General features: G+C 65.1%; 20 protein-coding genes. 8 read left to right on the forward strand and 12 right to left on the reverse strand.

Features of this window, described 5'->3' with window-relative positions; translation table 11 throughout:
* Window positions 1–14: 14 nt before the first annotated feature.
* The 4 genes from amoA to METLW3_RS0112110 form a co-directional block, all read right to left on the reverse strand.
* Window positions 15–773, reverse strand: a complete 759-nt coding sequence (amoA, locus tag METLW3_RS0112095; RefSeq protein ID WP_018265152.1) for a bacterial ammonia monooxygenase, subunit AmoA — start codon at window positions 771–773, stop codon at window positions 15–17.
* A 251-nt stretch (window positions 774–1024) separates the two neighbouring features.
* The gene (amoC, locus tag METLW3_RS0112100; RefSeq protein WP_024880171.1) at window positions 1025–1795 is read right to left on the reverse strand and encodes a bacterial ammonia monooxygenase, subunit AmoC; all 771 of its coding nucleotides are present in this window, start codon (window positions 1793–1795) and stop codon (window positions 1025–1027) included.
* 588 nt (window positions 1796–2383) lie between these two features.
* Window positions 2384–3790 carry an acid phosphatase gene (gene acpA / locus METLW3_RS0112105; protein ID WP_245267327.1) on the reverse strand — a complete coding sequence of 469 codons (1407 nt, stop codon included), beginning with the start codon at window positions 3788–3790 and terminating at the stop codon, window positions 2384–2386.
* 193 nt (window positions 3791–3983) lie between these two features.
* Window positions 3984–5048 carry a cytochrome-c peroxidase gene (locus METLW3_RS0112110; protein WP_024880173.1) on the reverse strand — a complete coding sequence of 355 codons (1065 nt, stop codon included), beginning with the start codon at window positions 5046–5048 and terminating at the stop codon, window positions 3984–3986.
* Window positions 5049–5444: 396 nt separating this feature from the next.
* Between METLW3_RS0112110 and METLW3_RS0112115 the strand changes: the two genes are divergently transcribed.
* Genes METLW3_RS0112115 through METLW3_RS0112130 form a run of 4 tightly spaced genes read left to right on the forward strand, consistent with a single transcriptional unit; the run spans window position 5445 to window position 8396 of the window.
* Window positions 5445–6599 (forward strand): cytochrome c peroxidase, encoded by a 1155-nt coding sequence (locus tag METLW3_RS0112115; protein WP_024880174.1) that lies wholly within the window; start codon window positions 5445–5447, stop codon window positions 6597–6599.
* Between the two features lie 40 nt (window positions 6600–6639).
* Complete coding sequence (locus tag METLW3_RS0112120; protein ID WP_024880175.1) at window positions 6640–7713, forward strand: metallophosphoesterase; 1074 nt, start codon at window positions 6640–6642, stop codon at window positions 7711–7713.
* A 12-nt stretch (window positions 7714–7725) separates the two neighbouring features.
* Entirely contained in the window at window positions 7726–8127 is a 402-nt protein-coding gene (locus METLW3_RS0112125; protein WP_024880176.1) for a cytochrome c, read from the forward strand.
* Between the two features lie 11 nt (window positions 8128–8138).
* Window positions 8139–8396 carry a hypothetical protein gene (locus METLW3_RS0112130; RefSeq protein WP_026598809.1) on the forward strand — a complete coding sequence of 86 codons (258 nt, stop codon included), beginning with the start codon at window positions 8139–8141 and terminating at the stop codon, window positions 8394–8396.
* A 96-nt stretch (window positions 8397–8492) separates the two neighbouring features.
* Here METLW3_RS0112130 and METLW3_RS0112135 read toward each other — a convergent pair whose 3' ends face one another.
* The 5 genes from METLW3_RS0112135 to METLW3_RS0112155 all read right to left on the reverse strand — a co-directional run bounded on the left by METLW3_RS0112135 (window position 8493) and on the right by METLW3_RS0112155 (window position 13745).
* A complete protein-coding gene (locus METLW3_RS0112135) occupies window positions 8493–8768 on the reverse strand; it encodes a hypothetical protein (protein ID WP_024880178.1) in 276 nt (91 codons plus the stop codon).
* Window positions 8769–8893: 125 nt separating this feature from the next.
* Window positions 8894–9277, reverse strand: a complete 384-nt coding sequence (locus METLW3_RS0112140) for a hypothetical protein (protein ID WP_024880179.1) — start codon at window positions 9275–9277, stop codon at window positions 8894–8896.
* A 67-nt stretch (window positions 9278–9344) separates the two neighbouring features.
* The gene (locus METLW3_RS0112145) at window positions 9345–10268 is read right to left on the reverse strand and encodes a ketopantoate reductase family protein (RefSeq protein ID WP_024880180.1); all 924 of its coding nucleotides are present in this window, start codon (window positions 10266–10268) and stop codon (window positions 9345–9347) included.
* A 1-nt stretch (window position 10269) separates the two neighbouring features.
* Window positions 10270–11763 (reverse strand): IMP dehydrogenase, encoded by a 1494-nt coding sequence (gene guaB / locus METLW3_RS0112150; protein ID WP_024880181.1) that lies wholly within the window; start codon window positions 11761–11763, stop codon window positions 10270–10272.
* A 173-nt stretch (window positions 11764–11936) separates the two neighbouring features.
* Entirely contained in the window at window positions 11937–13745 is a 1809-nt protein-coding gene (locus METLW3_RS0112155) for an ABC transporter transmembrane domain-containing protein (protein WP_024880182.1), read from the reverse strand.
* Between the two features lie 295 nt (window positions 13746–14040).
* On the opposite strand from METLW3_RS0112155, the gene METLW3_RS28810 reads away from it, so the two are divergent.
* Window positions 14041–14211, forward strand: coding sequence for a hypothetical protein (locus METLW3_RS28810; RefSeq protein WP_018265471.1), 171 nt, complete (start codon window positions 14041–14043; stop codon window positions 14209–14211).
* Between the two features lie 228 nt (window positions 14212–14439).
* Here METLW3_RS28810 and METLW3_RS0112165 read toward each other — a convergent pair whose 3' ends face one another.
* Both METLW3_RS0112165 and METLW3_RS0112170 read right to left on the reverse strand, forming a co-directional pair.
* Entirely contained in the window at window positions 14440–15156 is a 717-nt protein-coding gene (locus tag METLW3_RS0112165; protein ID WP_024880183.1) for a cell cycle transcriptional regulator TrcR, read from the reverse strand.
* A 153-nt stretch (window positions 15157–15309) separates the two neighbouring features.
* The gene (locus tag METLW3_RS0112170; RefSeq protein WP_024880184.1) at window positions 15310–16377 is read right to left on the reverse strand and encodes a hypothetical protein; all 1068 of its coding nucleotides are present in this window, start codon (window positions 16375–16377) and stop codon (window positions 15310–15312) included.
* 308 nt (window positions 16378–16685) lie between these two features.
* Between METLW3_RS0112170 and topA the strand changes: the two genes are divergently transcribed.
* Window positions 16686–19601, forward strand: a complete 2916-nt coding sequence (topA, locus tag METLW3_RS0112175) for a type I DNA topoisomerase (protein WP_024880185.1) — start codon at window positions 16686–16688, stop codon at window positions 19599–19601.
* 37 nt (window positions 19602–19638) lie between these two features.
* Here the strand turns inward: topA and METLW3_RS0112180 are convergent, their stop codons facing one another.
* Window positions 19639–21384: a TadE/TadG family type IV pilus assembly protein gene (locus tag METLW3_RS0112180; protein ID WP_024880186.1), complete on the reverse strand. Its 1746-nt coding sequence runs from the start codon at window positions 21382–21384 to the stop codon at window positions 19639–19641.
* Between the two features lie 243 nt (window positions 21385–21627).
* Between METLW3_RS0112180 and rnr the strand changes: the two genes are divergently transcribed.
* Complete coding sequence (rnr, locus tag METLW3_RS0112185) at window positions 21628–23934, forward strand: ribonuclease R (RefSeq protein ID WP_024880187.1); 2307 nt, start codon at window positions 21628–21630, stop codon at window positions 23932–23934.
* A 116-nt stretch (window positions 23935–24050) separates the two neighbouring features.
* Window positions 24051–25889 (forward strand): carbon-nitrogen hydrolase family protein, encoded by a 1839-nt coding sequence (locus METLW3_RS0112190; protein WP_245267328.1) that lies wholly within the window; start codon window positions 24051–24053, stop codon window positions 25887–25889.
* The last annotated feature ends 1 nt before the right edge of the window (window position 25890 follow it).

Here is a 25890-nt window from a genome sequence, read left to right on the forward strand (position 1 = left end):
AGCCTTACGGCCGATCAGATCTTGGTGATCACCTTCGTGGTGGAGTACCACTTACCGACGAACCACCACAGGAAGTAGACGAGCATCGACACGAAGCCCGAGAAGAACGCGGCCACCGGCACGACGTCCTTACCGAAGGTGCGCAGCGTGCCGCGCTCGACCATGCGGATGTATTCCGGCATCGAGGTGCGGACGAAGTGGAGGCCGATCAGATCAGCCAGGGACATCAGCTGACCATGCTGCTCGGTCGCCTGATGGAAGGCGGCGATCGCCGGCCAGTTGTTCGGGTAGAACAGCAGACCCCAGCCCAGGGCGCCGACCACAGCCGTGATCACATAGGAGCCCGACAGCAGCAGGATGATGTCCAGCCACAGGGCCGGAACGACCAGAGCCGACGGGAACACCAGGCTGATCGGGAAGTAGGTCCAGCCCCAGAAGTTCACATAGCGGTTGATCCACTCGCCGATGAGCAGACCCAGAACCGCGAAGGTCGCGCCGAACGGGAGACGGAAGTTCTCCCACAGGAACGCCTGAGCGGCGGCCGCGAAGGTCACGCCCAGGATCGGGATGACGGTCGGCCACATACGACGGTCTTTCCAGTCGACCCAGAAGTCCCAGTCGCCAGCCGTCAGCATGAAGTGAATATGATAGCCGCCCAGCACTGCCAGAAACAGCAGCGTCAGAATCAGCCAATCGGAGGTCTTAACGCATCCCGCCGCTTCCGCGACAGAATGGAAAGGCCCGATTGCCCCCCCGCTCTTCGATGTAGACATCACTCTTCTCCTTGGTGTCTGTCCGCCCGGCGTCTTCGCGCCGGCGTCTCGAGACCTGCCTCCGGCTCTCTCGCGCCGGATTGTCCTTTGGAATTCGCCCCGCCGATCTCCCGCCGATCCCTCTCCGAAACCCCGTCCGAACCGCCGCCGCGCGGCCGTCCGGACGAAGCCTCGTTCCGGGAGCATTCGGAAAAATTCGCCGGAGGCGGCCGTCCGCGACACTGCGCGGGCGGCCGATATTCAGGCCGCTATCAGCCGATCAGCGCCGCAACGCCGTCCTTGCCGAGCAGGCGCTTCACGCCAGCCAGGATCTGCAGGACGACGCCGAACACGCCCAGAGCCATCCAGCCGAAGAACACGAAGCCCCAATGCAGCGGAGCGACGAACAGCTCTTCCATGAACCAGAAGGTGTGGCCCCACTCGTTCAGGCCGACGTTCGGGATGATCATGAACGGACCGATGGCCACGATCAGGAACGCCAGCGAATAGCCGTGCGCGAAGAACGGAATGCGGGTCTTGGCGTAGAAGAACGAGCCCACGCCCATGATCGAGTAGATCGGGTAGCTGAGATAGAACTCGATGATGTGCGACGGGGTGAAGTCCGTGTCGCGAATCACGGTCATGTGCCAGGTGCCGTCCTGCTCCGTGAAGAAGCTGGCGCCCCAGTAGATGGCCACCGAGTAGACCGTCAGCCACTGCAGCAGCACGACGTGACGACGAAGCTCCTCACGCGGAGAAACCGCGTCGACATTGCGGTCGCGGGTCTTCCACAGATAGCCGGCGAGGCCGAGACCGGCGACGAGCTCCAGCGGAATCTCCGTCCACAGCATCGTCAGCCAATACGTCTGGAACTCCGGAGCGAACGAGTCGAGACCCGCGCGCCAGCCGAAGATCTGCTCATAGATACGGATGAACAGGTAGAAAATGTTGAGGACGGCGATGCCGATCCACATGGTCTTCAGGTCCACGATGGCATCTGAGCCGGCGGCTGCGCCGGCCGATGTCTCTGTCGTTACGCTCATCTCAATTCCTCCTAAGTGCTCCCAGGGATTCTCGAAGCGTTTTCGCCGCGTCCCGCCTCCCTGCTCGGCACGCGCCTTCGTCTCCAACGGTTGATTGTCGTCGCTGCGGCCTCGTGCTCGACGAGCCGCTGTCCCGACCTCCCGCTCTCACCGCCCAGCGACCCCTCTCAAAAGGACCCGCCGACGGCATTTTTCTTCTTTGCTCGGAGACGAATTTTCTCGAAACCGCCGCGCGAAACGAAAGCCCCAGACCCCCCGGCGCCTCCCAGCGCCAAAACATCCAAAACGCCCTCGTTCGGCGAGCCGCAACCATTTCCGTTCCGCCTCGTAATGACAATATCCAATGGGGTAGGTCAAAATAATCTATAGAATGGTATGAAGCACACGATCAGGCAGTTTATGCGGCGCCGCACTTTCGGGCGCTCCCACCCGCGGCCTTTGTCGCAGGCGCCCGATGACTCGGCAACAAATCCTTTTAATTCAGTGCTTATAAATTTCGGCAGCGCCCATAGATCAGGCGCCACAGCCTCGGGTAGCCCTCCCCATACGGGCTGTGACAGAATGACTTGAGCCGCGGCGCGGCGCCGGTCAGCGGGCGGCTCTCGTCGGCTCCGGAACCACAGTATCCAACGCATTGCGCAGGTCTGCGGCGCCCATGTCGCGCGCGGTGAGCGGCTCCAATCCGAAGCGCGTCTCGATCGTCGCCAGAATCGACGCGGTGTCATAGGTCGTGTGGTCGACGAATCCCTTTTTCGCGAAGGGCGATAGGATCAGCGTGGGCACGCGCGTTCCGGGGCCGAAGCGGTCGATTTGCGGCGGCGCGACATGATCCCAGGCGCCGCCGTTCTCGTCGGCGGTGACGATGACCAGCATGTCTTTCCAATTCGGGCTGCGCCGCAGCCGCGCGACGACATCGGCGAGATGCGCGTCGCCGGTCTTCAGATCGGCGTAATTGGGATGCTCGTTGAATTTGCCGACCGGCTTGTAGAAGGACACGGCGGGCAGCGTCCCCGCCTCAGCCGCCGCGAAGAAATCGTCGGCGTCTTTCAAATGCTGCTCGCGCGCCGGCGTTCCGGGTGCGAAATTGGCGAAATAGACGAAAGGCTGGTGATGCGTCTGGAAATATTCCGGCGCCTCGCGCTGACGGATTCGTCCAGCCCGCATATCGTTCCAGCCGCCCGCGTACCACGCCCATGAGACGCCCTTTTCGGAGAGGCGATCGCCGATCGTCGGCTGCGTTTGCGGCGGCAGGCCGACGCCAGACGGCGCTTCGAGCGGCGAGAGCGGGGTCGGCGGCTGCATCGTGCTGACCACGAAGCCGTCGCTGGTCACCGGCCCGGATTTTTTGTAGCGCGGCGGGCCGATACGAGCGCTCTTCGGCGAGTCGGCGGCGCGGGCGAGCAGGCCGGTGGCCTCGTCGACCTCGGCGATCAGCGACGGCGGCGCCGATGGAAAGGTCGGCGCGCAGGCGCAGACGAGGAACATGTGATTGACGAAGGAGCCGCCGAAGAAGCCATGGAAGAAATGATCGGCGAGCGTGAACTCCTGCGCGAGGCGCCATTGCGCGAGCGAGCGGCCGTCGTAATAGCCCATCACCAAGCCGCCGGCGCCGGAAATGGCCGCGAAGCGATCCATCTTCCCGCCGTCGATCTGCTCCTTCTCCTGGAAGAAATCATGCGTCAGATCGGGCGTCTTCTCCGCATTGGGCAAAAATGCGTCGATCGCGAAAGGCGCATTGGGAAGAATGGCGGGAAAGCGGGCGTCGACGCCCTTCTCGCCGCGGATCGGCGGCAATTCGCCGAAAGGCTTGCCGTCGATATCGACCTGGGCGAAGCGATCCGCGCCTATGCCGAGCCCGTCGGCGCCGGGATAGAGGCCGAAGACGTTATCGAAGCTGCGGTTTTCCGTGTAGATCACGACAATATGGCCAATGGCGGCGAAAGGGTCCCGCGCCTCCGCCAGCGCGGGGCCGCCGAGGCCGCAGAGCAACGGCAAGACCGACGCTCCGGCGAAAATTCGGGTCGAAATTCGAGCGTGTGTCCAAATTGGTGAGAGATCCATGGCGCGGCTCCAGTCGCAATAGCCTCGCCATAGGCGAGATGGGCGAAGGTAGAATGTCGCGAGCCATAGAAAAAGCCTCCGCGCAGTGATGCGCGGAGGCTCTGGTATCGTTGGCGCGAAAAGCGGCTCAGTGAGCGTGCTTCGCGGCGATCTCCTGCTGCGGCTGAGGCGTCGCATTGGTGCGCCCCGGCAGAACCGGATATTCGACCTTGGGCTGATCGCCGGTCAGAGCGCCGAGGAAGGCGACGATGGCCGTGGTCTCGTCGGGCGCGAGCTCGACGCCGAGCTGCGATTTCGCCATGACATTGACCGCCTCCTCCAGCGTCCACACATGGCCGGTGTGGAAGTAGGGAGCGCGCAGCGCCACATTGCGCAGCGGTGCGACGCGGAAGGAGAAGACGTCAGCCGGGCTCTTGGTGACGTTGAAACGGCCCTTGTCCGCTTCCGGCAGGATCGCCGCAGCCGGCTTCTCCACCGCGCCGAACTGCGTGTAACTGCCGCCGCCGACGTTCACGCCGTCGTGGCAGCCGCTACACCCCTTGTCCATGAAGAGGCGCAGGCCCTTCTTCTGCGTCGCGTCCAGCGCCGCCTCGTCGCCGCCGAGGAATTTGTCGAGGCGCGAGTTGGGCGTCACCAGCGTCGATTCGAAGGCCTCGATCGCCTTGGCGAAATTGTCGAAGTTGGCGGCCTTGTTGTCGCCGGGGAAGGCCTTCTGGAAGGAAGCGACATAGCCCGGAATGCTGTTCAGCGTCGCCTCGACATTGGCGGGCGTGTTGTTCATCTCCACGCCGGCCTGCACCGGACCCTTGGCCTGCGCCTTCAGATCCTCGGCGCGGCCGTCCCAGAACTGGCCGACGTTGAACACGGCGTTGAGAACGGTCGGCGCGCGGCGCGGACCCTTCTGCCAGCCATGGCCGATGGAGGTCGAGCCGGCGTCGACGCCGCCGAGGCTCAGATTATGGCACGAGTTGCAGCTGATGAGCTGGCTCGAGGATATGCGCGGATCGAAGAACAGCTGCTTGCCGAGCTCGATCTTGGCGGGTGTGAGGTCGTTGTTCTTCACGGCCTTGGCGGCCGCCGCCGGGGTGATCGGCTTGAAGACGGCGTTGGCGTCGCTCCGCAGATCGCCCGCGATAGCGGCGAACGGGAACAGCGCCATCACGCTCAGCGTGGCGATGAATGCACGTGACATTTTCCGAGGGCTCCTCCGATTGGGAAACGAGCGTGCGCTGCGAAACAGCCTCGGCCCGAACCGCCGCCCGCCTACCACAAGCTGGGCTCTCGGGCAAAGGCAATAATGCAGGAAATTGCGAGAAATCATGTAATTGCAACTATAACTCTACTATTTTCTCGATTATGTCGCTTTGGCGACATCGTCTCCGTCGCAGTTATTGTTCTCGTCCCCGAACGCGGAAATATTTTTGCGCTGCACAGCTGCAGTTGCTGGCCGAGGCAAAGACAAAAGCCCGCCCCGAGCCATGAGAAGCCTTGCCGATCAGAAAAATTCCAGGCAGGATCATGGCCGTCGCGCCGATGAGAGAAGCGGGTCCATCCGACAGGGCGCGACGAAGACCTCGGGGAGGAAGACATGGCCGTGCGCAAGCGCGCCGCGACACTGCTCGCGGCAATGCTCAGTCTTTCGGGGCTTGGTTTCGCGAGCGTCGGTTCCGCCGAGCCGCTGGGCCTGCCCCCAGTCCCGATCCCACAGGACAATCCGCAGACCAGCGACAAGATCGCGCTCGGCAATCGTCTGTTCCACGATCTACGCTTTTCGTCCGACGGCACGGTCGCCTGCGCGACCTGTCACAAGGACGACCACGCCTTCACCGACAGCCCGTTGCGCACCTCCGAGGGGATTCGCGCCTCCGACGGAATCAGCAAGAAGACCGGCACGCGCAATGCGCCGACGGTCATCAACTCCGCCTATTTCACGACGCTGTTCTGGGACGGACGCTCCGCCTCGCTCGAGGATCAGTCGCAGCATCCCTTCCTCAATCCTGTCGAGATGGGCCTGGCCACGCATGAGCCGATCCTCGCCATAGCGCGCTCCGATCCCTTTTATGTCGTGCTCTTCAAGAAGGCCTTCGGCAAGACCGGCGACGGCGTGACGATGGAGGAGGTGAAGAAGGCCATCGCCGCCTATGAGCGCACGATTATTTCCGGCGATTCGCCCTTCGACCGCTGGCGCTTCGGCAATGAGGAGACCGCGATATCGGAGGCCGCCAAGCGCGGCTTCGAGGTCTTCGTCGGCCAGGGGCGCTGCGTCTCCTGCCATGTGATCGAGCAGAATCAGGCGCTGTTCACCGATAATCGCTTCCACAATATCGGCGTCGGCATCAATCGCGCGCAATTCGACGTGCCTCGTCTCTCGGCGGAATTTCTGACCGCCAAGGCGAAAGGCGCGGACGTCGACAAGGCCGTGCTCACCGACCCCAAGACGTCCGAGCTCGGCCGTTTCGCCGTCACCGATCAGTTCGATGTGATCGGGGCCTTCAAGACGCCGACTCTACGCAATGTCGCAGTGACAGCGCCCTATATGCACGACGGCTCGCTGAAAACTCTGAAGGATGTCGTCAAGCACTATAATAATGGCGGGCGCAGCGAGGGCGATCCGGCGCAGGTGAACGACTATCTCTCCGGCGGCATTCGCCCTCTGAATCTCACCGAGCAGCAGATGGACGATCTCGTCGCCTTCATGGAAACGCTCACCACGCCGGCCTATTTCGGCGCCAAAACGAGATGAGCGCGCCGCGCCACGCGGTCACGATAAGGGAGCCGAGCAGATGAGCGAATTCATCACCAGGCGCAGCGTGCTGGCGGGAGCCGGCGCCGGCGCGGCGCTGACCACTCTGCCGATCAGCATGGTCACGCTCGCCTTCGGCGGCACGCGCGAGGATTTCACCTTCACCTATATTTCCGACGCGCATATTCAGCAGATCAAAGGCGCGAGCTTCGTGCGCAATTGGGATCAGGGGCTGAAGCGCGCCGTCGCCGAGGCCAATCTGGTGAAGCCGGAATCCGATTTCGTCATCTTCGGCGGCGATCTCGCCCAGCTCGGCAAGCGCGAGGAGCTCGACCACGGCGCCGAGATTCTCTCCAAGCTGAAAGGCAAGCTGCACGCCGTCATGGGCGAGCATGATTATTATCTCGACCTCGGCGATTATTGGAGCAAGCTCTACGGTCCGCATTATTACAGCTTCGACCATAAGGGCGTGCATTTCATCGTGCTGAACTCGATTTTGACCAGCGAGCAATGGACCTTCCATCGCTGGCCGACGGCCGAGCAGCGCATGCTGGAGATGGCGGGGCTCGACAATCCCAATGGCTCGCCCTTCATGGTCGGCGACAAGCAGCGCAAATGGCTCGCCAATGATCTCGCCAAGCTGGACAAGAAGACGCCGCTCGTCGTCTTCTCCCATTCGCCACTGCAGAAGATCTACAAGGGCTGGAACTTTTGGACCGACGACGCCGAGGAGGTGCAGGCGCTGCTCGCGCCCTTCGACAGCGTCAACGTCATCTACGGCCATGTTCACCAGATTCAGTACAATCAGATCGGCAACATCAGCTTCAATTCGGTGATGGCCACCGCTTGGCCCTGGCCCTATCCGCAGAGCTATGCGCAAGCCGAGAGCCATCTGCCCGTGCTCACCATTCCGATGAACCGCGCCGATCCTTTCTTCGAGCGCGACGCCACCGGCTGGCAGCTGATCGACATAGGCTCGGGCCGCGTCACCGCGCGCTATCAGCTCTGGGACAATGACCAGCGCACCGTCGCCTTCGATCACAAGGCCGGCCACCCGGTCGATATCGCCTATCAGGAGCCGACGCAGCACCGTCTGCCGCAAACCCATTATTGATCGGAGTTCGCCATGCTTCGCTCGACCTTGCTTCTCGCTTTCGGTCTCGCCGCCTTCGGCGCGACGACAGCGCGCGCCGATGAATTCACCAAGACAGATGTCGAGCGCTATCAGAAGGAGTTCGAGCAGGTGGCGGCCAAGGGCCGCGAATTATGGACGAGCGGCGCGCTCGGGACCAATGGCGTCGCCTGCGCGCAATGCCATCCCAACGCCGCCAACACGCACCCAGAGACCTATCCCAAATTCCAGAAGCAGCTCGGCAAGGTGACGCAGCTCTTCGAGATGGTGAATTGGTGCATTCGCAATCCGCTGCAGGGAGCCAATCTTCCGCCGGACGATCCGCGCATGACGGCGCTCGTCTCCTACATCACTTTCGAGCGGCGCGGCGTGAAGCTCGCGCCCGGCCAGCATTGAGGACAGGCGCCATGCGGAAATCCTTTGCTCTCGCCCTGCCCGCTTTGCTGATCGCCGGCTCGGCCTTGGCCGCCGCGGGCGACCAGCCAGCCGATGCGCAGAACCTCACGGGCGCCTCCGCCCCGGCTCAGGCGGCGGCCGCGCCCTCCCCTTGCGCAGGCTGCGCGGGTCACGATTGCGCCAATTGTCCGATGGCCCTGGCCGCCGCCGTGCAGGCGGCGACCGGAACGGCGCAACCGCCAGCCCCGATCCGCTGCAACGTCGACTGATACGAGTTCGGCAGAAGGTTCGGGGCGTTCCCCCTGCGAGCGGGGGGAAGGAAAGCGGCCAACGCCGCGCAAACCGATCAGATCGTATGAGTCGGGCTATTCGGACGGCGCCGCCGCCATTGCCGCTGCGGCGACGAGGGGAATGCCGAAAAAGCTCTCCTCATCCGAGCCGGCGGCCTTGTGCAGCTCGAAAGCGTCCGTCCAAACCGCCCTCTCCGTGTCATCGGCCGGACGGTAGGTGCATTTGGCTTCGGCATTGCCGGCCTGAAGCCATTTCCTGCTATTGCGCACGAAGCGGTCGAGCGCTTTCTGATCGGTCGGGCGAATAACGCATCTGGGGACGCCATCGACCAGGACGACTTGCGGCAGCATGTCCGATCTCCGACAAAGGGCCGGGTTCCCCGTGAAAGGGCCAGGACCCGTCTGATTGCTTGTCTCAAAATTAGATAGCAATCGACATGCCATACCCAGGCCGGCTCAGCCCAGACGCGCCCCGCTCAGCCGATGAAGTCCTGCACCACATCGCCCAGAATGCGGTTCACATCATCGATGGTGGAGACGTCGTAGCGCGTGGTCTTTTCGCCGGTCGCCTCGTCGTCGCGCTCGAATTTCGGATGGCCGAAGCGGATCGAGGTTCCCTCGATCTCGAAGGGCAGCGGCAGCGGCTCCTTCAGCGGGCGCGAGACGAAGAGCAGGCCCATCACCTTCTGCTCGACGGCGCTCGCCTTCAGCGCCAGCTCGACGCCGAATTTCGCGCCAATATCCTTTTTGATCGAATCGTCGAGGAAGGCGATCCAGCGGAAGAAGCTGTCGAAATTGCGCCGCGCGGCGGCGAGCACCTGTTCTTCCGCCTTGGCGAGGCTCGCGCTCGGATCGCTCATTGTCTCAAATCCCCGGTCTGCGGCGCCTTTCGCCGAAGAGGCCGAGATTTACGCGAAATCCGTGCCGTCAGCCGGCCGCGCGCCGGCTCGCCTCATAGGCCCGCACATGCGTCGCTGCGATCTCCAGCACCGGCGCGGCGACGCCGGCGCGCTGCGCCCGCGCCAGCATGTCGCCGAGAATATGCTCGCCCTCCGTGCGCCCTCCCCGCTCGATGTCACGCAGCATGGAGGCTTTGAGAGCGGAGCCGCGCACGAATAATATAGACAAGAGTTCCGGAAGCTCGGGCGACGGCGTCCAGCCCTCCGCGCGCGCGACGCTCTCGCATTCCGCGAGCAAAAGCCGGATGAGGCGCTCACCCGAGACTGTCTCCAGAATGGTTCCGACGCTCGCGCGCATCAGCGAGGTGATCCCCGCGAGCGTCGCGAGCAGCACGAACTTGTCCCAGAGCCGCCCCTCGATATCGTCGACGAAAGTCGCCGCGACGCAGGTGCGCGCATAAATGGCCTCCAGCGCCGCGAGCCGCTCTTCCGGTCCGCCGTCTCGCGCGCCGAAAATCAAGCGGTTGCGCTCGCCGAAGTGACGCACGACGCCGTCCTCGGCGAGCGTCGCGCTGATCTGGGCCACGCCGCCGAAGACATTCGCCTCGGGAAAGCGCGCCGCGATGCGATCGAGATGCGCAAAGCCGTTAAGTAGCGGCAACACGCCCGTCCGCGGCCCGACGGCGCCGGCGACGGTCTCCAGGGACTCCTCGAGATCATAGGCCTTGCAAGTGAGGATCACGAGATCGAAAGGCGTCAGCGCCTTCGGGTCGAAGACGGCTTTCGCCGCGAGATTCATGTCGCCCAAAGGGCTCTCGACCCGCAGCCCACGTTCGGCGAGGAGCTGCGCCCGCGCTTCCCGCACGAAAAAAGTCACATCCGCGCCCGCCTCGACGAGCCGTCCGCCATAATAGCCGCCGACGGCTCCCGCGCCGAGAACGAGCGCGCGCATGTCAGGCGCCGCCGGTCGGGTAGTTCGGGCTCTCGCGCGTGATCGTCACGTCATGGACATGGCTCTCACGCAGGCCGGCGTTGGTGATGCGCACGAATTCCGCCTTGGTCTGGAACTCGGGAATGGTCGGCGCGCCGACATAGCCCATGGCGGCGCGCAAGCCGCCGGCGAGCTGATAGAGGATCGGCGCGACCGGCCCGCGATACGGCACCCGACCCTCTATGCCCTCCGGCACCAGCTTCAGGCTCTCCTTCACATCCTGCTGGAAATAGCGGGCGGCGGAGCCCGCCTCCATCGCGCCGACGGAGCCCATGCCGCGGTAGGATTTGAAGGAGCGGCCCTGATAGAGGAACACTTCGCCAGGGGCCTCCTCGGCGCCTGCGAGCAGCGAGCCGATCATCACCACCGAGGCGCCGGCGGCGATGGCCTTGGCGAGATCGCCGGAATATTTGACGCCGCCATCGGCGATGACCGGCACGCCGGCTTTGAAGGCCTCCTCGGCGGCGTCCATGATCGCCGTGAGCTGCGGCACGCCGACGCCCGCCACGATTCGCGTCGTGCAGATGGAGCCGGGGCCGATGCCGACCTTCACCGCATCGGCGCCGGCGTCGATCAGCGCCTTGGTCGCCTCGCGCGTCGCAATATTGCCGGCGACGATGGAGACTTTGTTGGAGAATTTCTTGATGCGGGCGACCTGATCGAGCACCGCCTGCGAATGGCCATGAGCCGTGTCGATGACGATGAGATCGACGCCCGCGTCGATCAATTGCAGCGCGCGCTCATAGCCGCGATCGCCGACCGTGGCGGCGGCGGCGACGCGCAGCCGCCCCTCGGCGTCCTTGGCGGCGTGCGGATGCAGCGTCGCCTTCTCTATGTCCTTCACCGTGATGAGGCCGACGCAGTGATAATCCTCGTCGACGACGAGCAATTTCTCGATGCGGTGGTGATGCAGGAGGCGGCGCGCCTCCTCCTGATCGACCCCCTCGCGCACGGTGATGAGCTGCTTGGTCATCAGCTCGGCGACCGGCTCTCGCATATTGTCTGCGAAGCGCACGTCGCGATTGGTGAGAATGCCGACCAGTCTGCCGGGCCTCTCGCCATGGCCGCGCTCGACCACCGGAATGCCGGAAATGCCATAGCGCGCCATCAACGCCAGCGCGTCGGCGAGCGTCTCGTCCGGATAGATGGTGATCGGATCGACCACCATGCCGCTCTCATAGCGCTTGACCTTGCGCACCTCGGCGGCCTGGGCGGCGGGCGTGAGGTTCTGGTGGATGACGCCCAATCCGCCGGCCTGGGCCATGGCGATGGCGAGGCGTGCCTCCGTCACCGTGTCCATGGCCGAGGAGATGATCGGCAGGTTGAGCGTTATGTCGCGCGTCAGCCGGGTCGATATGTCGACCTGCGACGGCATCACCAGCGAATGGCTCGGACGCAGCAACACATCGTCGAAGGTCAGAGCCTCGTGCAACGGCGGTCGTGCGTATGATGTCATGAAGCCAACTCCCTCGGGGGCGCAAAATCCGGCCATGCTCGAGGCCGGACGACGAAGAGACGGCGACTTGGGCCGTCTTCCGGGTTGGCGCGTGCTCATAGCACCAATATGACGGAAGGCAAAATCGGCGCGCGCCGGCGGTGGAAAACTCGATCCGGGCCGGGGAAAAGGCGTCAGGCCATCTCCAGCGCCGCCGCTTCCGCGCCCGTGTCGAATTGCAGCCGCGCCAGCCGCGCATAGAGGCCGCCCGCGGCGACGAGGCTCGCATGAGTCCCCTGCTCCACGATGCGGCCTTCGCTCATCACCAGAATGCGGGTGGCCTCGAGCACTGTGGCCAGCCGATGGGCGATGACGAGCGTGGTGCGGCCGCGCATCACGTCATGCAGCGCCTCTTTCACCAGCGCCTCATTCTCGGCGTCGAGCGCCGAGGTCGCCTCGTCGAGCAGCAGGATCGGCGCATCGGCGAGAATGGCGCGCGCTATGGCGAGGCGCTGGCGTTGGCCGCCGGAGAGCGTGACGCCGCGCTCGCCGATCTCCGTGTCATAGCCCTGCGGCAGCGCCTCGATGAATTGCGCCGCCTGCGCGCGCTTCGCCGCCTCGATGATCGCGCTGCGCGAGACGCCCTCGCGGCCATAGGCGATGTTCTCGGCGACGCTCATGCCGAAGACGATCGGGTCCTGCGGCGCGAGCGCTATGGCGCTGCGCAGCTCGATCGGATCGAGCGCGCGAAGATCGACGCCATCGATCGTGATCGCCCCCCGCGAAACATCGTAGAAGCGCTCGAGCAATTGGAACACGGTCGATTTGCCCGCGCCGGATGGGCCGACGATGGCGATGCGCTCGCCCGGCGCGACGGAAAAGCTCAGCCCATCCAAGGCCGCCCGTCCCGAGCCCGCAGGATAAGAGAAGCCGACATCATCGAAGGCGATGCCGCCGCGAATGGGCTTCGGCAGATGGAGAGGAGCGGAAGGCGCAGCGACGGCGGGCTGGATGGAGAGAATCTCGCCGATGCGGCCGGCCGCGCCGGCGGCGGCGGAAACCTCGCTCCAGACCTGCGACAATTCTCCGAGCGAGCTCGCCGCCAGCACGGCGTAGAGCACGAATTGCGAGAGAACGCCCGTGGTGATGCGGCCCGCCAGCACATCCTGCGCGCCCAGCCACAACATTGCGACGACGCTTCCGAAGGCCAGAAAGATCGTCACCGAAGTGACGATGGCGCGCGTCTGCGTGGCGTCGCGCGCGGCCGTATAGGCGCCTTCCGCGGCGGCGCCGAATCGCTCGGCCGCGACTTGCTGCGCATTGCACGCCTGCATGGTGCGCACGGCCGCGAGATTTTCCGTGGCGTAGGCGCTGGCCGCGGCCAGCCGATCCTGCGCATGGCGCGAGCGTTGTCGCATCACCCGCCCGGAGGCGATGAGCGGCAGGACGATGCAAGGAATCGCCGCAAGCGCGACGCCGGTGAGCTTGGGGCTCGTCAGCACCATCATCACGATCGCGCCGGCGAACATGAAAAGATTGCGCAATGCGATCGACACGGAGGAGCCGAACACGGATTTGAGCTGCGTCGTGTCCGCCGTGAGGCGCGAGGTCAGCTCGCCGGTTTTCGTCCGGTCGTAGAAGCCCGCGTCGAGCGATGTGAGATGGCGAAAGAAATCGTCGCGCAGATCGGCGACGATTCGCTCGCCGAGCGTCATCACCAGATAATAGCGCGTGCCCGAAGCGAGCGCGAGAATCGCGACGACGCCCACCATCGCGCCGAAATAGGCGTTCACGGCGGAAGGGTCGTCGGAGGAGAACCCGTGATCGATCATGCCGCGCACGGCGAGCGGCAGAGTGAGCGTGGAGACCGCCGCCACGCCGAGAGCGATCAGCGCGAGCGCGATTCGACCCTTGTAGCGATAGGCATAGGGAAAAAGCGGCTTCAGCGCGTCGAAGGCGCGCAGCCGCGAGCGAAAGTCGCGTGAAGGGGATTCGGCTGTCATGCGGGCGGATATAAGCGCGCGAGCGAGGACATTCCAAGCCGCATCGCGCCATCCTGCTATTTTTCGGGATTTTGGCCGTTTCGGCAGGCCCCGCGCCAAGCGCTTGATTTGCCTCGAGGAGGAAAAAAGGCCGCAAATTTTTAAAAATCCGCGCTCCGAGCGCGCTGGACAGTCGACAAGGTTATGTTAGGCTCACCATCGTCGAAAAGACATCCCCGCAGAGAGGGGCAAGAGCGTACCCGCCACCGCTCGAACGATAAGGCGGGACGTTCTGGAAACCAGAGGAGTGACATCGATGGCTGAAAAAGACTTCGAGATCAACACTACCGTCTACATCTTCGCGGGCGTCGGCGCCCTTCTGCTCGGCGGCCTCGGCGCTGCTGGCCTCGGCGGCGTCGCAAACACGCTTTCCGCTGCTGTCGTCGGCGCCCTCGCGGGCGGCATTCTCGGCTTCTATTTCAAATAAGCCGAATCGATCGACTTATCCCCCTGATCGGACGCGAAAGCCGGGGGTCTCTGTCCGCGAGCTCCCAGACCAATCGTCCTAATGTAACGCCGGCGACCGCCAGTCGCTGGCGTTACTTTTTTGGCCCCTCCTTCAGAATGCTCATCCGCGAGCCGACTGGGGCTGAACCTGTCGACACATAATCACAAGGCGCCGCCTGCGGTAAATGCGCCAGATTGTCGCGCCCCCTCAATCGTCGAAATCGAGGTTCTTCATCCGGCCGAAGACACGATCGGCGTCGAAATGATCTTCTTCCTCGACGGGCGGCGCGGGCGGGCGCTTGCCGAACACGTCCTCGGTCGTCGTCGGCTCGTGATGGGGCGCGGTCGTGATCTCGGCCGGCTGCAGCGTCTGGCCCTGCTCCTCGAGCGCGACGGGACGGTCCTTGGCGGCGCGATTGACCTCGAAATCGAGATCGATCTGCGAGCACAGGCCCAAAGTCACCGGATCCATCGGCGCGAGAGCGGCGGAATTCCAATGGGTGCGCTCGCGCACCGCCTTCAGCGTGCTCTTGGTGGTGCCGACGAGGCGCATGACCTGTGCGTCCTTCAGCTCGGGATGGTTGCGCACCAGCCAGAGAATGGCGTTGGGCCGGTCCTGGCGGCGCGACAGCGGCGTGTAGCGCGGCCCGCGCTGGCGCTTGACCTCCGGCACCTTGACCTTGGAGACGGACAGCGACAGCCGATGGGCCGGGTCGCGCTCGCCGCGGCCGATCTCCTCGCGGCTGAGCTGGCCAGAAGTGATTGGATCGAGCCCGCGAATGCCGGCGGCGACCTCGCCATCGGCGATTCCCTTCACCTCGAGCGGGTGCAGCTTGCAGAAATCGGCGATCTGGTCGAAGGCGAGCGACGTGTTCTCGACGAGCCAGACGGCGGTCGCCTTGGGCATGAGCGGAGCGGTGCTCATCGATCGATTCTCCTTAAGATGCGCGAGATAAGCCGATCCCGCGCCGCGGGGCCGAAGCCGCGATTTTTACGGATTACCATGCGGGGGATGCTCTCCATATAGACTGGCCGCCGGCGAAGCGCAATCGCCGATACCGCCCGCCTTTGCGCCCCCTCAAACCCCTTCCCGCGCATGGGCGGGCCGCAATCCCCGCACATAATCGGGCAGAGACGCGCCGATCGCCGCGCCGAGCCGCGGCCCATGGCGATGAAACAGCAGGCCGGCGGCGATGACGGCGACGCCTATCCCCGAGAGGGCGAAGGGAAAAAGAATCGAGTCCTTGAACACCTCGGCCGCCAGATGACCGAGATAGAGCGTCACTCCAAAGGCGCCGAACACGGCGTAGGCGCGGCGCATCAGCACCAGCGACAGCAGGAGAAGACCGAGATTGATCGCGCAATAGAGCGCCTTGCCGATCTCGTCGCCGCTGTGCTGCGCGGTCAGCCCGCCCCAAAAGGCGAGAAGCCCGGAAAGATGCAGCCAAAAGGCGAAGTCCCCGCCTCGCCAGCGCTTCAGATCGACGAGCCAGGCGGCGGCGATGACGAGCGCGCCGAAAGCGAGGCTCACATTGGCGCGCTGCTCGAAGGTGAAAGACTCCCGGCCGACCAGCCAAGGCGTCAGATCCATCGACATGAACCACAGCGTGAAGGCGATTATCATGGTGAGGAAAGGAAAAGGAAAAAGCGCCAGCGCCAGCAGCGCCGCGGCGATCGTTCCCAGCTCCATGGGCAGCCAGCTCGCGCGCACCCAGACATAAAAGTCGTGATAGGGGACGGATTCGGTCGGATCATGACCGCCGAGGAGCTGGAGCGCGAAGACGAAGAGCGGCGCCATGGAGACCGCGCATGTCACCAGCAGGCCGGCGGGCGTGCGCAGGCCGCGTCGCCGCCACAGCCAGCCGCCCGCGGCGGCGAAGCCGACGCCATAGGCCAGCGAGGTGATCATCAGCGCGCGCGGACCCCAGAGGCCGAAGGCGGTGGTGCTGAACAGGCTCATCGCGCCCATGACGATGAGCGCGCCCATATACCAGAGCACATTGACGACATCGAAGCGCGGCGCCCCCTCCCCCGCGCTTCCGCGCTCGGCGAGGAAAAGCGCGAGCCGCCGATGGGCGTCGGCGTCTATGACGCCGGCCTCCAGCGCCGCGCCGAGATCGTCGGTGGTGAATTTCGATCGGGCCATGACGAATTCTTTCCGTCCAAGAAAATCATTCGGGGGCCGGACGCGACCTCGGCCGCGCCTTCTCGCGCCCGACTATAGCCGCTCCGCCCCGCATTCGCCCCTGCATAGCGCCTGGAAAGAGACGAAAATGTGCGCTTGCGCATGCCGGAGCCCACGTCTCCGCCGGGAGGGCGAGCCGGATGGCCGTCTCAGCCCCAATTTGACAGGACGCCCCCCTTTTGCCCATGTTCGCGCCCCGACGCGGGCCGGGCTCCCCGGCGAAGCCTAGCGGCGAGCCGCCCGCGACCGGATTTCTGAAGGACTGCTCGATGAACGTCGTCATCGTCGAATCGGCCGCCAAGGCCCAGACGATCAACAAATATCTCGGCCGCGATTTCAATGTCATCGCCTGCTACGGCCATGTGCGCGACCTGCCTCCCAAGGACGGCTCGGTCGATCCGGCCGAAGATTTCGCCATGAAATGGGAGAGCGACGCCAAATCGGCCAAGCGCATTTCCGCCATAGCGGAAGCCGTCAAGAGCGCCGACACGGTCATTCTGGCGACCGATCCGGATCGCGAGGGCGAGGCCATCTCCTGGCATTTGCTCGACATATTGAAGAAGAAGAAGGCGCTCGGCGGCAAGCGCGTCGAGCGCGTCGTCTTCAACGCCGTCACCAAGGACGCGATCAAGCAGGCGATGGCGAATCCGCGCGAGATCGACCAGGCGCTGGTCGACGCCTATCTCGCCCGCCGGGCGCTGGACTATCTCGTCGGCTTCACGCTCTCCCCGGTGCTGTGGCGCAAATTGCCGGGCGCGCGCTCGGCCGGCCGCGTGCAATCGGTGGCGCTGCGCCTCGTCTGCGACCGCGAGCTGGAGATCGAGAAATTCGTCACGCGCGAATATTGGTCGCTGATCGCGCATCTGAAAACCAAGGCCGGCGAGCCTTTCACCGCCCGCCTCTCGGGCGCCGACGGCAAGAAGATCACCCGCCTCGACATAGGCTCCGGCCAGGAGGCCGAGGATTTCAAAAAGGCGCTGGAGAGCGCCGCCTTCACCATTCGCTCGGTGGAGGCCAAGCCCGTCAAGCGGCACCCTTACGCGCCCTTCACCACCTCGACGCTGCAGCAGGAGGCCTCGCGCAAGCTCGGCCTCGCCCCGGCGCAGACCATGCGCATCGCACAGCGCCTCTATGAGGGCGTCGACATAGGCGGCGAGACCGCCGGCCTCATCACCTATATGCGAACCGACGGCGTCGACATGGCGCCGGAGGCCATCGCCTCGGCGCGCAATGTGATCGCCAAGGAATATGGCGATCGCTTCGTGCCGAAGGTTCCGCGCAAATATACGGTTAAGGCCAAGAACGCCCAGGAAGCGCATGAGGCGATCCGCCCGACCGAGCTCTCCCGCCTGCCCAAGCATGTCGCCAAGCATTTGGAGCCGGAGCAGGCCAAGCTCTATGAGCTGATCTGGACGCGCACCATCGCCAGCCAGATGGAATCGGCAGAGCTGGAGCGCACCACTGTCGACATCGACGCCCTCGTCAGCAAGCGGAGCCTCGAGCTGCGCGCCTCTGGCCAGGTGGTTCGCTTTTCGGGCTTTCTCGAGCTCTATCAGGAAGGCCGCGACGACGATCAGGACGAGGACGGCGGCCGCCTGCCGGCGATGCAGCCCGGCGAGCCGGCGACGCGCGAGAAGATCGAGGCCAGCCAGCATTTCACCGAGCCGCCGCCGCGCTTCACGGAGGCCACTCTGGTCAAGCGCATGGAGGAGCTCGGCATCGGCCGCCCCTCCACCTACGCCTCGACTCTGGCCGTGCTGCGCGAGCGCGACTATGTGCGGCTCGACAAGAAGCGCCTCGTGCCGGAGGACAAGGGTCGCATCGTGACGGCCTTTCTGGAGAGCTTCTTCACCCGCTATGTGGAGTTCGACTTCACCGCCGGCCTCGAGGAGAAGCTCGACAAGGTTTCCAATAACGAGATCGACTGGAAAGAGGTGCTGCGCGACTTCTGGGCCGATTTCTCCGGCGCCGTCGACGGCACCAAGGAGCTGCGCACCACTCAGGTGCTCGACAGCCTCAACGATCTGCTCGGGCCGCATATTTTCCCGGCCAAGCCCGACGGCTCCGATCCGCGCGCCTGCCCGGCCTGCAGCGCCGGCCAATTGTCGCTGAAGCTCGGCAAATACGGCGCCTTCATCGGCTGCTCCAACTATCCCGAATGCCGCTTCACCCGCACGCTCTCGCCGCCCACCGGCGAGGCCGCCGAGGGCGCGCGGCCGGGCGTGAAGGTGCTGGGCCAGGACCCGGAGAGCGGCGCCGAGATCACGCTGCGCGGCGGCCGCTTCGGCGACTATGTGCAGGAGGGCGAGGCGACCGAGGATGGCGAGAAGCCCAAGCGCTCCTCCATCCCCAAGAGCATAAAATCCGACGAGCTGACCCTCGAGCAGGCGATCCGGCTGCTGTCGCTGCCGCGCGAGGTGGCCAAGCATCCCGAGAGCGGCGAGCCGATCGTCGCCGGCATCGGCCGCTTCGGGCCTTACGTCCAGCACGGGAAGACCTACGCCAATATCGGCCGCGACGACGATATTCTCTCGATCGGCGGCAATCGCGCCATCGATCTCATCGTCACCAAGGAGAGTGGCGGCGGCGGCTCGCGCTTCGGCCGCGCCTCCGACCCCGGCCGCACGCTCGGCGACCATCCGCAGGGCGGCGCAATCTCGGTGAAGAGCGGGCGCTTCGGACCTTATGTGAATTGGGGCAAGGTCAACGCCACCCTTCCCAAGGGAACCGATCTCGAGAGCCTGACTGTGCAGCAGGCGGTCGATCTTTTGGCCGCCAAGGCGAATGGCGCGCCCTCTGGCGGCGGCCGCGTGCTCGGCGAGCATCCGGAAGGCGGCGCGATCACGCTGCGCGACGGCCGCTATGGGCCTTATGTGAATCTCGGCAAGGTCAACGCCACGCTGCCGAAGAATATGAGCCCGGAAGATGTGACGCTGGATGAGGCGATCCGTCTCATCGAGGAGAAGGGCGGCCCGGTGAAGGCCAAGAAGGCGCCGGCCAAAAAGGCCCCCGCCGCCAAAGCCAAAGCCCCCGCCTCCAAGGCTCCGGCAAAAAAACCCGCCGCCAAGAAGGACATAGAAGAGAGCGACGAGGTTCCCTTCGAGGATTCGAAGCCGGTGAAAAAAGCCGCCGCCGCCAAGGCGCCGGCCAAGAAGCCCACGAAAAAGGCGGCCTCGGGGAAGTGAGCGGGAGGCGGCCGCCGAAAAGGCGGCCGCGCCGACCTCACTGCGTCAGCCGCAGCGAGCCGAGCCCCGTGCCGATCGTCGAGAAGGCGAGGTTGAGGCTCGCCGCGTCGGTCGCTGCGAAATAATGGTCCTTGTTGGTCGCGCAATTCTTCAGCAGCGTCAGGCCTTCGTCGTCGATCGGATCGCTCGGGATCGAGAAGCCGATGGTGAAGATCTCTATGCCCGCCGCCTTGGCGTTGGTGCAGGCCTCGAGCGTCAGCTCGTCCTGCATCTCGCGCGATTTGTCGTGATAATCCGACCAGCTGCCGGAAGCGGCGTTGAGAGCGGTCTGATAATCGACCTTATTCCCCGTGGAGCCGTCGGGGAAACGCTTGTTCTTCGCGCCATTGTAGCTGTAGTAGCCGGCCGCCTCATAGTCGGAGCCAGTGACGGTTCCCGGCGCGCTCGCCCAATTGTTGAAGCCGTCGGTCATGAACACGACCACCTTGTGGTTGTTGGGCGACGAATAGGGGCGTCCGCTGGCGAAAGGCTGGCTGGGCGAGATCGTGCGCCACCCCCACATGAAGCCTTCGTGGAGATTGGTGTTGCCATTGGCGACGAGGTTGCTGATCTTCGACGTCACTGTGGACTGCGTCGAGGTCAGCTGCATGATCGTCTGCGTCGAATAATCGGGGCAATAGCTGTTGGGGCCGTCGCCGCCTCCCGCAGCGGTTGTGACATTGTATTTGCAGACATGCGTGAGCTCGTTCCAGTCGCCACTCGCCACGTCCGAGCAAGTGGTGGTGGTGGTCGTCGTCTTTTTGCCCTTGCCCTTGCTCGTGGTCGTTCGCGTCGTCGTCGTCACCGAGCCATCGTCGTCGAGATAGTCGTTGTCATATCCCGAATCCGGCTCGTCGGGCGCGAGATAGGGAACGAAGAGCGTCTCGGGATCCGAAGGGTTCGGCGTCGTATCGAAGACGTTCAGCGGGTAGACCGGCTGCTCGAAGCATCCGCCCCAATCCCAATACGAATTGATCGCCTTGAGCTTGGTGAAAATGTCGAAGCGGCTGCTGAATCCCGCAGCCGTGGCCGCCGTCTGACCGCCGAAGGCGATCCAATGCTGAGAATTGGCCCCTTTCTTGTCGACCCAAGCGACATTGCGCGTCGATGCGCTGGTCGGATCGACGGCGACGACCGCCGCGGCGAAGGGCGTGATGGCAAATTTCACACGGTTCGGCGCCTTGGTGAACATCGTATTGACGAAGCTGGTCGCGGCGGTCTGCAGCGCTTGAATCTTCGTCGTGCCGCTGGTGCTGCGGGTCATCGAGCCGGAATTGTCGAGCACCAACGAGATCTCGTAAGTGTCGGTCTGGCTGATGCCACCTTGCAGCGCGGCGCAGGAGGTCACCTGCGTCGACATGGAGGCCTGCCCGGTAATATGCATGATGGTGGTCGCCACCTGCGCCTGCGCAGAGATGCAGACCGACAGCCGATCGGTGGCGATGGCCGCCGACGTCACCGTCGCCGTGGCGTTGCGATAATTGGTGGTGAGATAGACCTGCGACTGGCTGCGCGCCTGCTGATCGGTGGTGGAGCTGACGATGCCCTTGGCGACCGCGAGCACGGCCGCGTCCGCCGCCTGCTGCAGCGAGCCGCGCGCCGCGGCGATGCGCCCATAATCGATGCCAGCGCCGATCATCATGACCGCCGGCACGAAGGTAAGTCCAAGTATGATGGCGACATTGCCGCGCCGATCTCGCGCGAAGGACAGCGCCGACCGCCCCGACGTCCTTATTGGCCGCATTTGAAACTCTCGAGGTTGGGGTGGAAATCAGATTAGCTACGCTTACGGCAAATTTCTCATCCGGCTCTAAACCGATCCGAACGATTGCAATTGACGTTCGATAACCTCGAGAAAGCGTAAACGGAGCAGAATGGACGCGGCGGCGCCTCGACGCGCTTTCGGCGACGCGGAGCCCTTTGGAGTGTATATGACGACATGCCGGCGCCGGCCGCCCGGACAATTTCGCGGCCTTCGAGACCGACTTTGACAAAAAAAATCCGCGAGCTCGGCTCGCCTCCCGCCGCCCTTCCCTCCCGCGAGGATATTCTCGCCTTCATCGCGCGAGAGCGCGAGGCGATGAGCCGAGCCGGGCATGCGGGAAAAATCGGCAAGCGCGAGATCGCGCGCGCTTTCGGCGTCAAAGGCGCCGACCGAATCGGGCTGAAGCGCATCTTGGCCGAGCTGGAAGCGGAAGGCGCGGTTGAGCGTCGCGGCAAGAGGCTGGCCAAGCCGGGCGCGCTGCCCGCCGTGGTGCTGGCCGATATCATCGGCCGCGATCATGACGGCGAGCTGATCGCCGCGCCGGCTGAATGGGACTCGGACGAGCTCGGCGCGCCGCCCCGCATCCGCATTTCGGCGCCGCGCCGGCCGAGGCCCGGCGAGCCTTTGCCCGGCGTCGGCGATCGCGCTCTGGTCCGCGCCGAGCCGGACCATGACGCCGGCCCGAATGATCCGCCCTATGCCGGGCGTGTGGTGAAGCTCTTGTCCAAGGCGCGGGCGCGCGTCATCGGCGTGCTGCGCGTCGCCGCCAATGGCGTGGCGCACATAGAGCCGGTCGAAAAGAAGCAGGCCGGCCGCGAGCTGACCATAGCGGCGGAAGATCGCGGCGAGGCCAAGGACGGCGATCTCGTCTCCGTCGATCTCATCGGCAAAACGCGGCTCGGCGCGCCGCGCGCCCGTGTGCGCGAGACGCTCGGCTCGCTCGCCACCGAGAAGGCGATCAGCATGATCGCCCTGCGCGTGCATGGCGTGCCGGACGAGTTCCGCGCCGAGGCGGCAGCCGAGGCCGCCGCCGCTCTGCCCGCGCGGCTCGAATCGCATCGCGAAGATTGGCGTGAGCTGCCGCTCGTCACCATCGATCCGCCCGACGCCAAGGATCACGACGACGCCGTCTTCGCCGAGCCGGACATGGCCGCGGACAATCCAGGCGGGCATATCGTCACCGTCGCCATCGCCGATGTCGCCTACTACGTCCGCCCGCATTCGGCGCTCGACAAGGATGCGCTGGAGCGCGGCAATTCGGTCTATTTCCCCGATCGCGTCGTGCCCATGCTGCCGGAGCGCATCTCCAACGACCTCTGCTCGCTGAAGCCGAACGAAGATCGGCCGGCGCTCGCCGTGCGCATGCGCATCAGCGACAAGGGCCATAAGATCGGCCATACGTTTCATCGCGTGATGATGCGCTCCAAGGCCAAGCTCAATTATGCGCAGGCGCAGGAGGCGCTCGACGGACGCCCGGACGAGATTTGCACGCCGCTGATGAGCGGCGTGCTGGAGCCGCTGTTTCGCGCCTATAAATCGGCGGATCAGGCGCGCGAATTGCGCGCGCCGCTGGAGCTGGAGCTGCCCGAGCGCAAAATCCTGCTGAAGGCGGATGGCACGGTCGATCGTATCGTCGTGCCTCCGCGCCTCTCGACGCACCGCTTGATCGAGGAGTTCATGATCCTCGCCAATGTGGCGGCGGCGGAAGTCCTCGAGGAAAATCGTCAGCAGCTCATCTATCGCGCCCATGACGAGCCCTCGCGCGAGAAAGTGGCGGCGCTCTCGGAGTTTCTCGCGACGATCGGCGTGAAGCTCGCCAAGGGCCAGGTGCTGCGGCCCTCGCATTTCAACGTCATCCTGGCGCGCGTGCGCGGCAAGGAGCATGAGAACATCGTCAATGAGATTATTCTGCGCACGCAGGCGCAGGCCGAATATACAAATGAGAATTACGGCCATTTCGGCCTCAATCTGCGCCGCTACGCGCATTTCACCTCGCCCATTCGCCGCTATGCCGATCTCATCGTCCATCGCGCGCTCATTCGCGCGCTGAATTTCGGCCCCGGCGCCATGCCGGAGGTCTCCGCCGGCGAGCTGGCGGAAGTCGCGGCGCGCATCTCCGGCGCCGAGCGGCGCGCCATGGCGGCGGAGCGCGAGACCATCGATCGGCTCATCGCCGCGCATCTCGCCGAGCAGATCGGCGCGCGTTTTCCCGCGCGCATTTCCGGCGTGACGCGCGCCGGGCTGTTCGTGCGGCTGCTCGACACGGGCGCGGACGGATTCATTCCGGCGGCGACGCTCGGGCGCGAATTCTTCCGCTATGACGAGGCCGGCCATGCGCTGACCAGCGGCTCGGGCGAGAGCTTTCGCCTAGGGGACATCATCGAGGCGCGGCTCGTCGAGGCGACGCCGATCGCCGGCGCCCTGCGCTTCGAGGTGGCGGGCGGCTCGCGCAGAGCGGCGCCGATGAAGAGCGGCCGGCTCTCGGGCCGCGGCCGCGTCGAGCGCGCGAAGCAGAAGCGTCGCAAATGACGCCGCCGGCGCCGTGACGAAAGTTTCGTCTCGAGCGCGGTCGTGAGCCGATAGCGCCCGATATCTCATGCGCAGGACCCGCCGCAGCGGCCGGTTCGCATCCCGCGGAGATGCGCATGTGGTGGAAGAGGCTCGTCGCTATTCTATTCGCCGTCTTCTGCGCGGGAGATCTCGCCGCGCAGACGCCCGCGCATTCCATAAAAGTGGCCGCGGTGGATTTCATCCCCGCCTGGGGCTCGCTCGACGCCAACATACGTCGTCTCGCCGATGCGGCGGAGGAGGTCGCGCGCCAGGGCGTCGGCTTCGCGGTTTTTCCGGAGACGGCGGTCAGCGGCTATTTGTTCAGCGATCCCTCGCAGATCGCGCCCTATCTCGACACCATCCCCGGCGACACGACGAAAGCTCTGCTTCCCGTGCTGGCGAGGACGGGACTGCATATGAGCGTCGGCATAGCCGAGCGCGACGCCGAGACCGGCCTCGCCTATAATACCGCCGTGCTGCTGGGGCCGAAGGGCATAATCGGCAAATATCGCAAGAACGGCCTCAATCCGCAGGATCAAAAAGTCTTCGCGCCCGGCGACACGGGCGTTCCGGTCTTCGACACGCCGATCGGCCGCATCGCGCTGCTGATCTGCTATGACGACACTTATTGGCAATATGCGCGGCTCGCGGCCTTGCGCGGGGCGCAGATCATCGCCTGGCATTCCGTCTCGGATCGCGTGACGCCGGGAACGCCCGCCGCGCAATCCAAGGGCGACCACTCGACCGTCGCCAACGTCCAATATATGAGCGCGCAGAACGGCGTCTTCGTCATCGGCGCGACGCGCAGCGGCGTCGAGACCAATCCGATCACCGGCGGCCAGCTCTATTACAATGGCGGCTCGAGCATTTGGTCGCCGCAAGGCCATAAGCTCGCGCAAGCGCCCGTCGTTCCGCCGCAAGAGCTGCTGCCCGGGCTTCACGGCGTCTATAGCGCGGAGATCGCGCCGAGCGACGCCGATGCGCCCCGCGCCGAGCGCCTCGCCCTGCGCCGGCCGCAGCTCTATGCGCCATGGCTGGCGCTGCACCGCAGCCCTGTCGATCCAAACGCCTCCAAGACGCGACACAAGGCGACGCTGGTCGCGGCGCAATGGCCGGAGGGACCGTCGCTGATGGAGCGGACAAAACCGGCGAAAGGCGCGCTGACGGTCCTTCCCGAGCTCTCGGCTCTTCCCTCGGGCCTTCCGTCCGAGGAGATAAAATCCCGCGCCGAAGAGCGAGACGGCCCGTTCGAGCGCGCCCTCGCCGCGCTCGCCCGCGCGCACAAGGCCTATGTGGCGGGGAGCTATCCCGAGCGGGCCGGCGAGCGCGTCTTTCATACGGTCGCGCTCGCCGGACCGGGCGGCGCCATTCTCGGCCGCTACCGCGCGACGCATCCCGCACCAAGAGGATGGGCGACGCCGGGCGACGAGATCGCCGTCATCGAGACGCCGCTCGGCCGCATCGGCCTCGCCACCGCGGAGGAGCTGGCGACGCCGGAGCTCGGCGCGCTCTATGCCGTGCAGCGGATCGATATTCTCGCCGCCCCGGCCGGCGCGCCCTCCCCGCTGAAGGTCGAGATCGATTCGGCGCTGTTCAGCGTCGCCGACCCGCCGACCGGCCGCGCGGATTTCTTCCCCTATGCCGCCGCGAAGCAGAATCAGCTGTGGCTGGTGAGCGGCGGCCGTCGCGCCGGCGACGCCACGGCGGCAGGAATCTACGGGCCGGAGCCGGTCGTCTCCACACCGACGCTCACCGCCGCGCCGGGCGCTGCGGACGTGCGCCATCAGACGGAGATTCCGGCGGTCGGAACCTGGATCGATCAGAGCCAGCTGATCGCCGGCCAACAGGCGCAATGGTTCGTCCCGCTCGCGCAGCCGCAGGATAGCGCCTGCCTGAAACGCTGGCGCGCGGGCGGCGGCTGTCCGGCGCGGTGAC

Origin of the sequence: Methylosinus sp. LW3, from assembly GCF_000527115.1 — a bacterium.
Classification (GTDB): Bacteria; Pseudomonadota; Alphaproteobacteria; order Rhizobiales; family Beijerinckiaceae; genus Methylosinus.

Bases quoted from the DNA above. Each gene is read 5' to 3' on its own strand.
- amoA (WP_018265152.1), bottom strand. From the start codon at position 773: ATGTCTACATCGAAGAGCGGGGGGGCAATCGGGCCTTTCCATTCTGTC.
- amoC (WP_024880171.1), bottom strand. From the start codon at position 1,795: ATGAGCGTAACGACAGAGACATCGGCCGGCGCAGCCGCCGGCTCAGAT.
- METLW3_RS0112110 (WP_024880173.1), bottom strand. From the start codon at position 5,048: ATGTCACGTGCATTCATCGCCACGCTGAGCGTGATGGCGCTGTTCCCG.
- METLW3_RS0112115 (WP_024880174.1), top strand. From the start codon at position 5,445: ATGGCCGTGCGCAAGCGCGCCGCGACACTGCTCGCGGCAATGCTCAGT.
- METLW3_RS0112120 (WP_024880175.1), top strand. From the start codon at position 6,640: ATGAGCGAATTCATCACCAGGCGCAGCGTGCTGGCGGGAGCCGGCGCC.
- METLW3_RS0112125 (WP_024880176.1), top strand. From the start codon at position 7,726: ATGCTTCGCTCGACCTTGCTTCTCGCTTTCGGTCTCGCCGCCTTCGGC.
- METLW3_RS0112130 (WP_026598809.1), top strand. From the start codon at position 8,139: ATGCGGAAATCCTTTGCTCTCGCCCTGCCCGCTTTGCTGATCGCCGGC.
- METLW3_RS0112135 (WP_024880178.1), bottom strand. From the start codon at position 8,768: ATGCTGCCGCAAGTCGTCCTGGTCGATGGCGTCCCCAGATGCGTTATT.
- METLW3_RS0112140 (WP_024880179.1), bottom strand. From the start codon at position 9,277: ATGAGCGATCCGAGCGCGAGCCTCGCCAAGGCGGAAGAACAGGTGCTC.
- METLW3_RS0112145 (WP_024880180.1), bottom strand. From the start codon at position 10,268: ATGCGCGCGCTCGTTCTCGGCGCGGGAGCCGTCGGCGGCTATTATGGC.
- guaB (WP_024880181.1), bottom strand. From the start codon at position 11,763: ATGACATCATACGCACGACCGCCGTTGCACGAGGCTCTGACCTTCGAC.
- METLW3_RS0112155 (WP_024880182.1), bottom strand. From the start codon at position 13,745: ATGACAGCCGAATCCCCTTCACGCGACTTTCGCTCGCGGCTGCGCGCC.
- METLW3_RS28810 (WP_018265471.1), top strand. From the start codon at position 14,041: ATGGCTGAAAAAGACTTCGAGATCAACACTACCGTCTACATCTTCGCG.
- METLW3_RS0112165 (WP_024880183.1), bottom strand. From the start codon at position 15,156: ATGAGCACCGCTCCGCTCATGCCCAAGGCGACCGCCGTCTGGCTCGTC.
- METLW3_RS0112170 (WP_024880184.1), bottom strand. From the start codon at position 16,377: ATGGCCCGATCGAAATTCACCACCGACGATCTCGGCGCGGCGCTGGAG.
- topA (WP_024880185.1), top strand. From the start codon at position 16,686: ATGAACGTCGTCATCGTCGAATCGGCCGCCAAGGCCCAGACGATCAAC.
- METLW3_RS0112180 (WP_024880186.1), bottom strand. From the start codon at position 21,384: ATGCGGCCAATAAGGACGTCGGGGCGGTCGGCGCTGTCCTTCGCGCGA.
- METLW3_RS0112190 (WP_245267328.1), top strand. From the start codon at position 24,051: ATGTGGTGGAAGAGGCTCGTCGCTATTCTATTCGCCGTCTTCTGCGCG.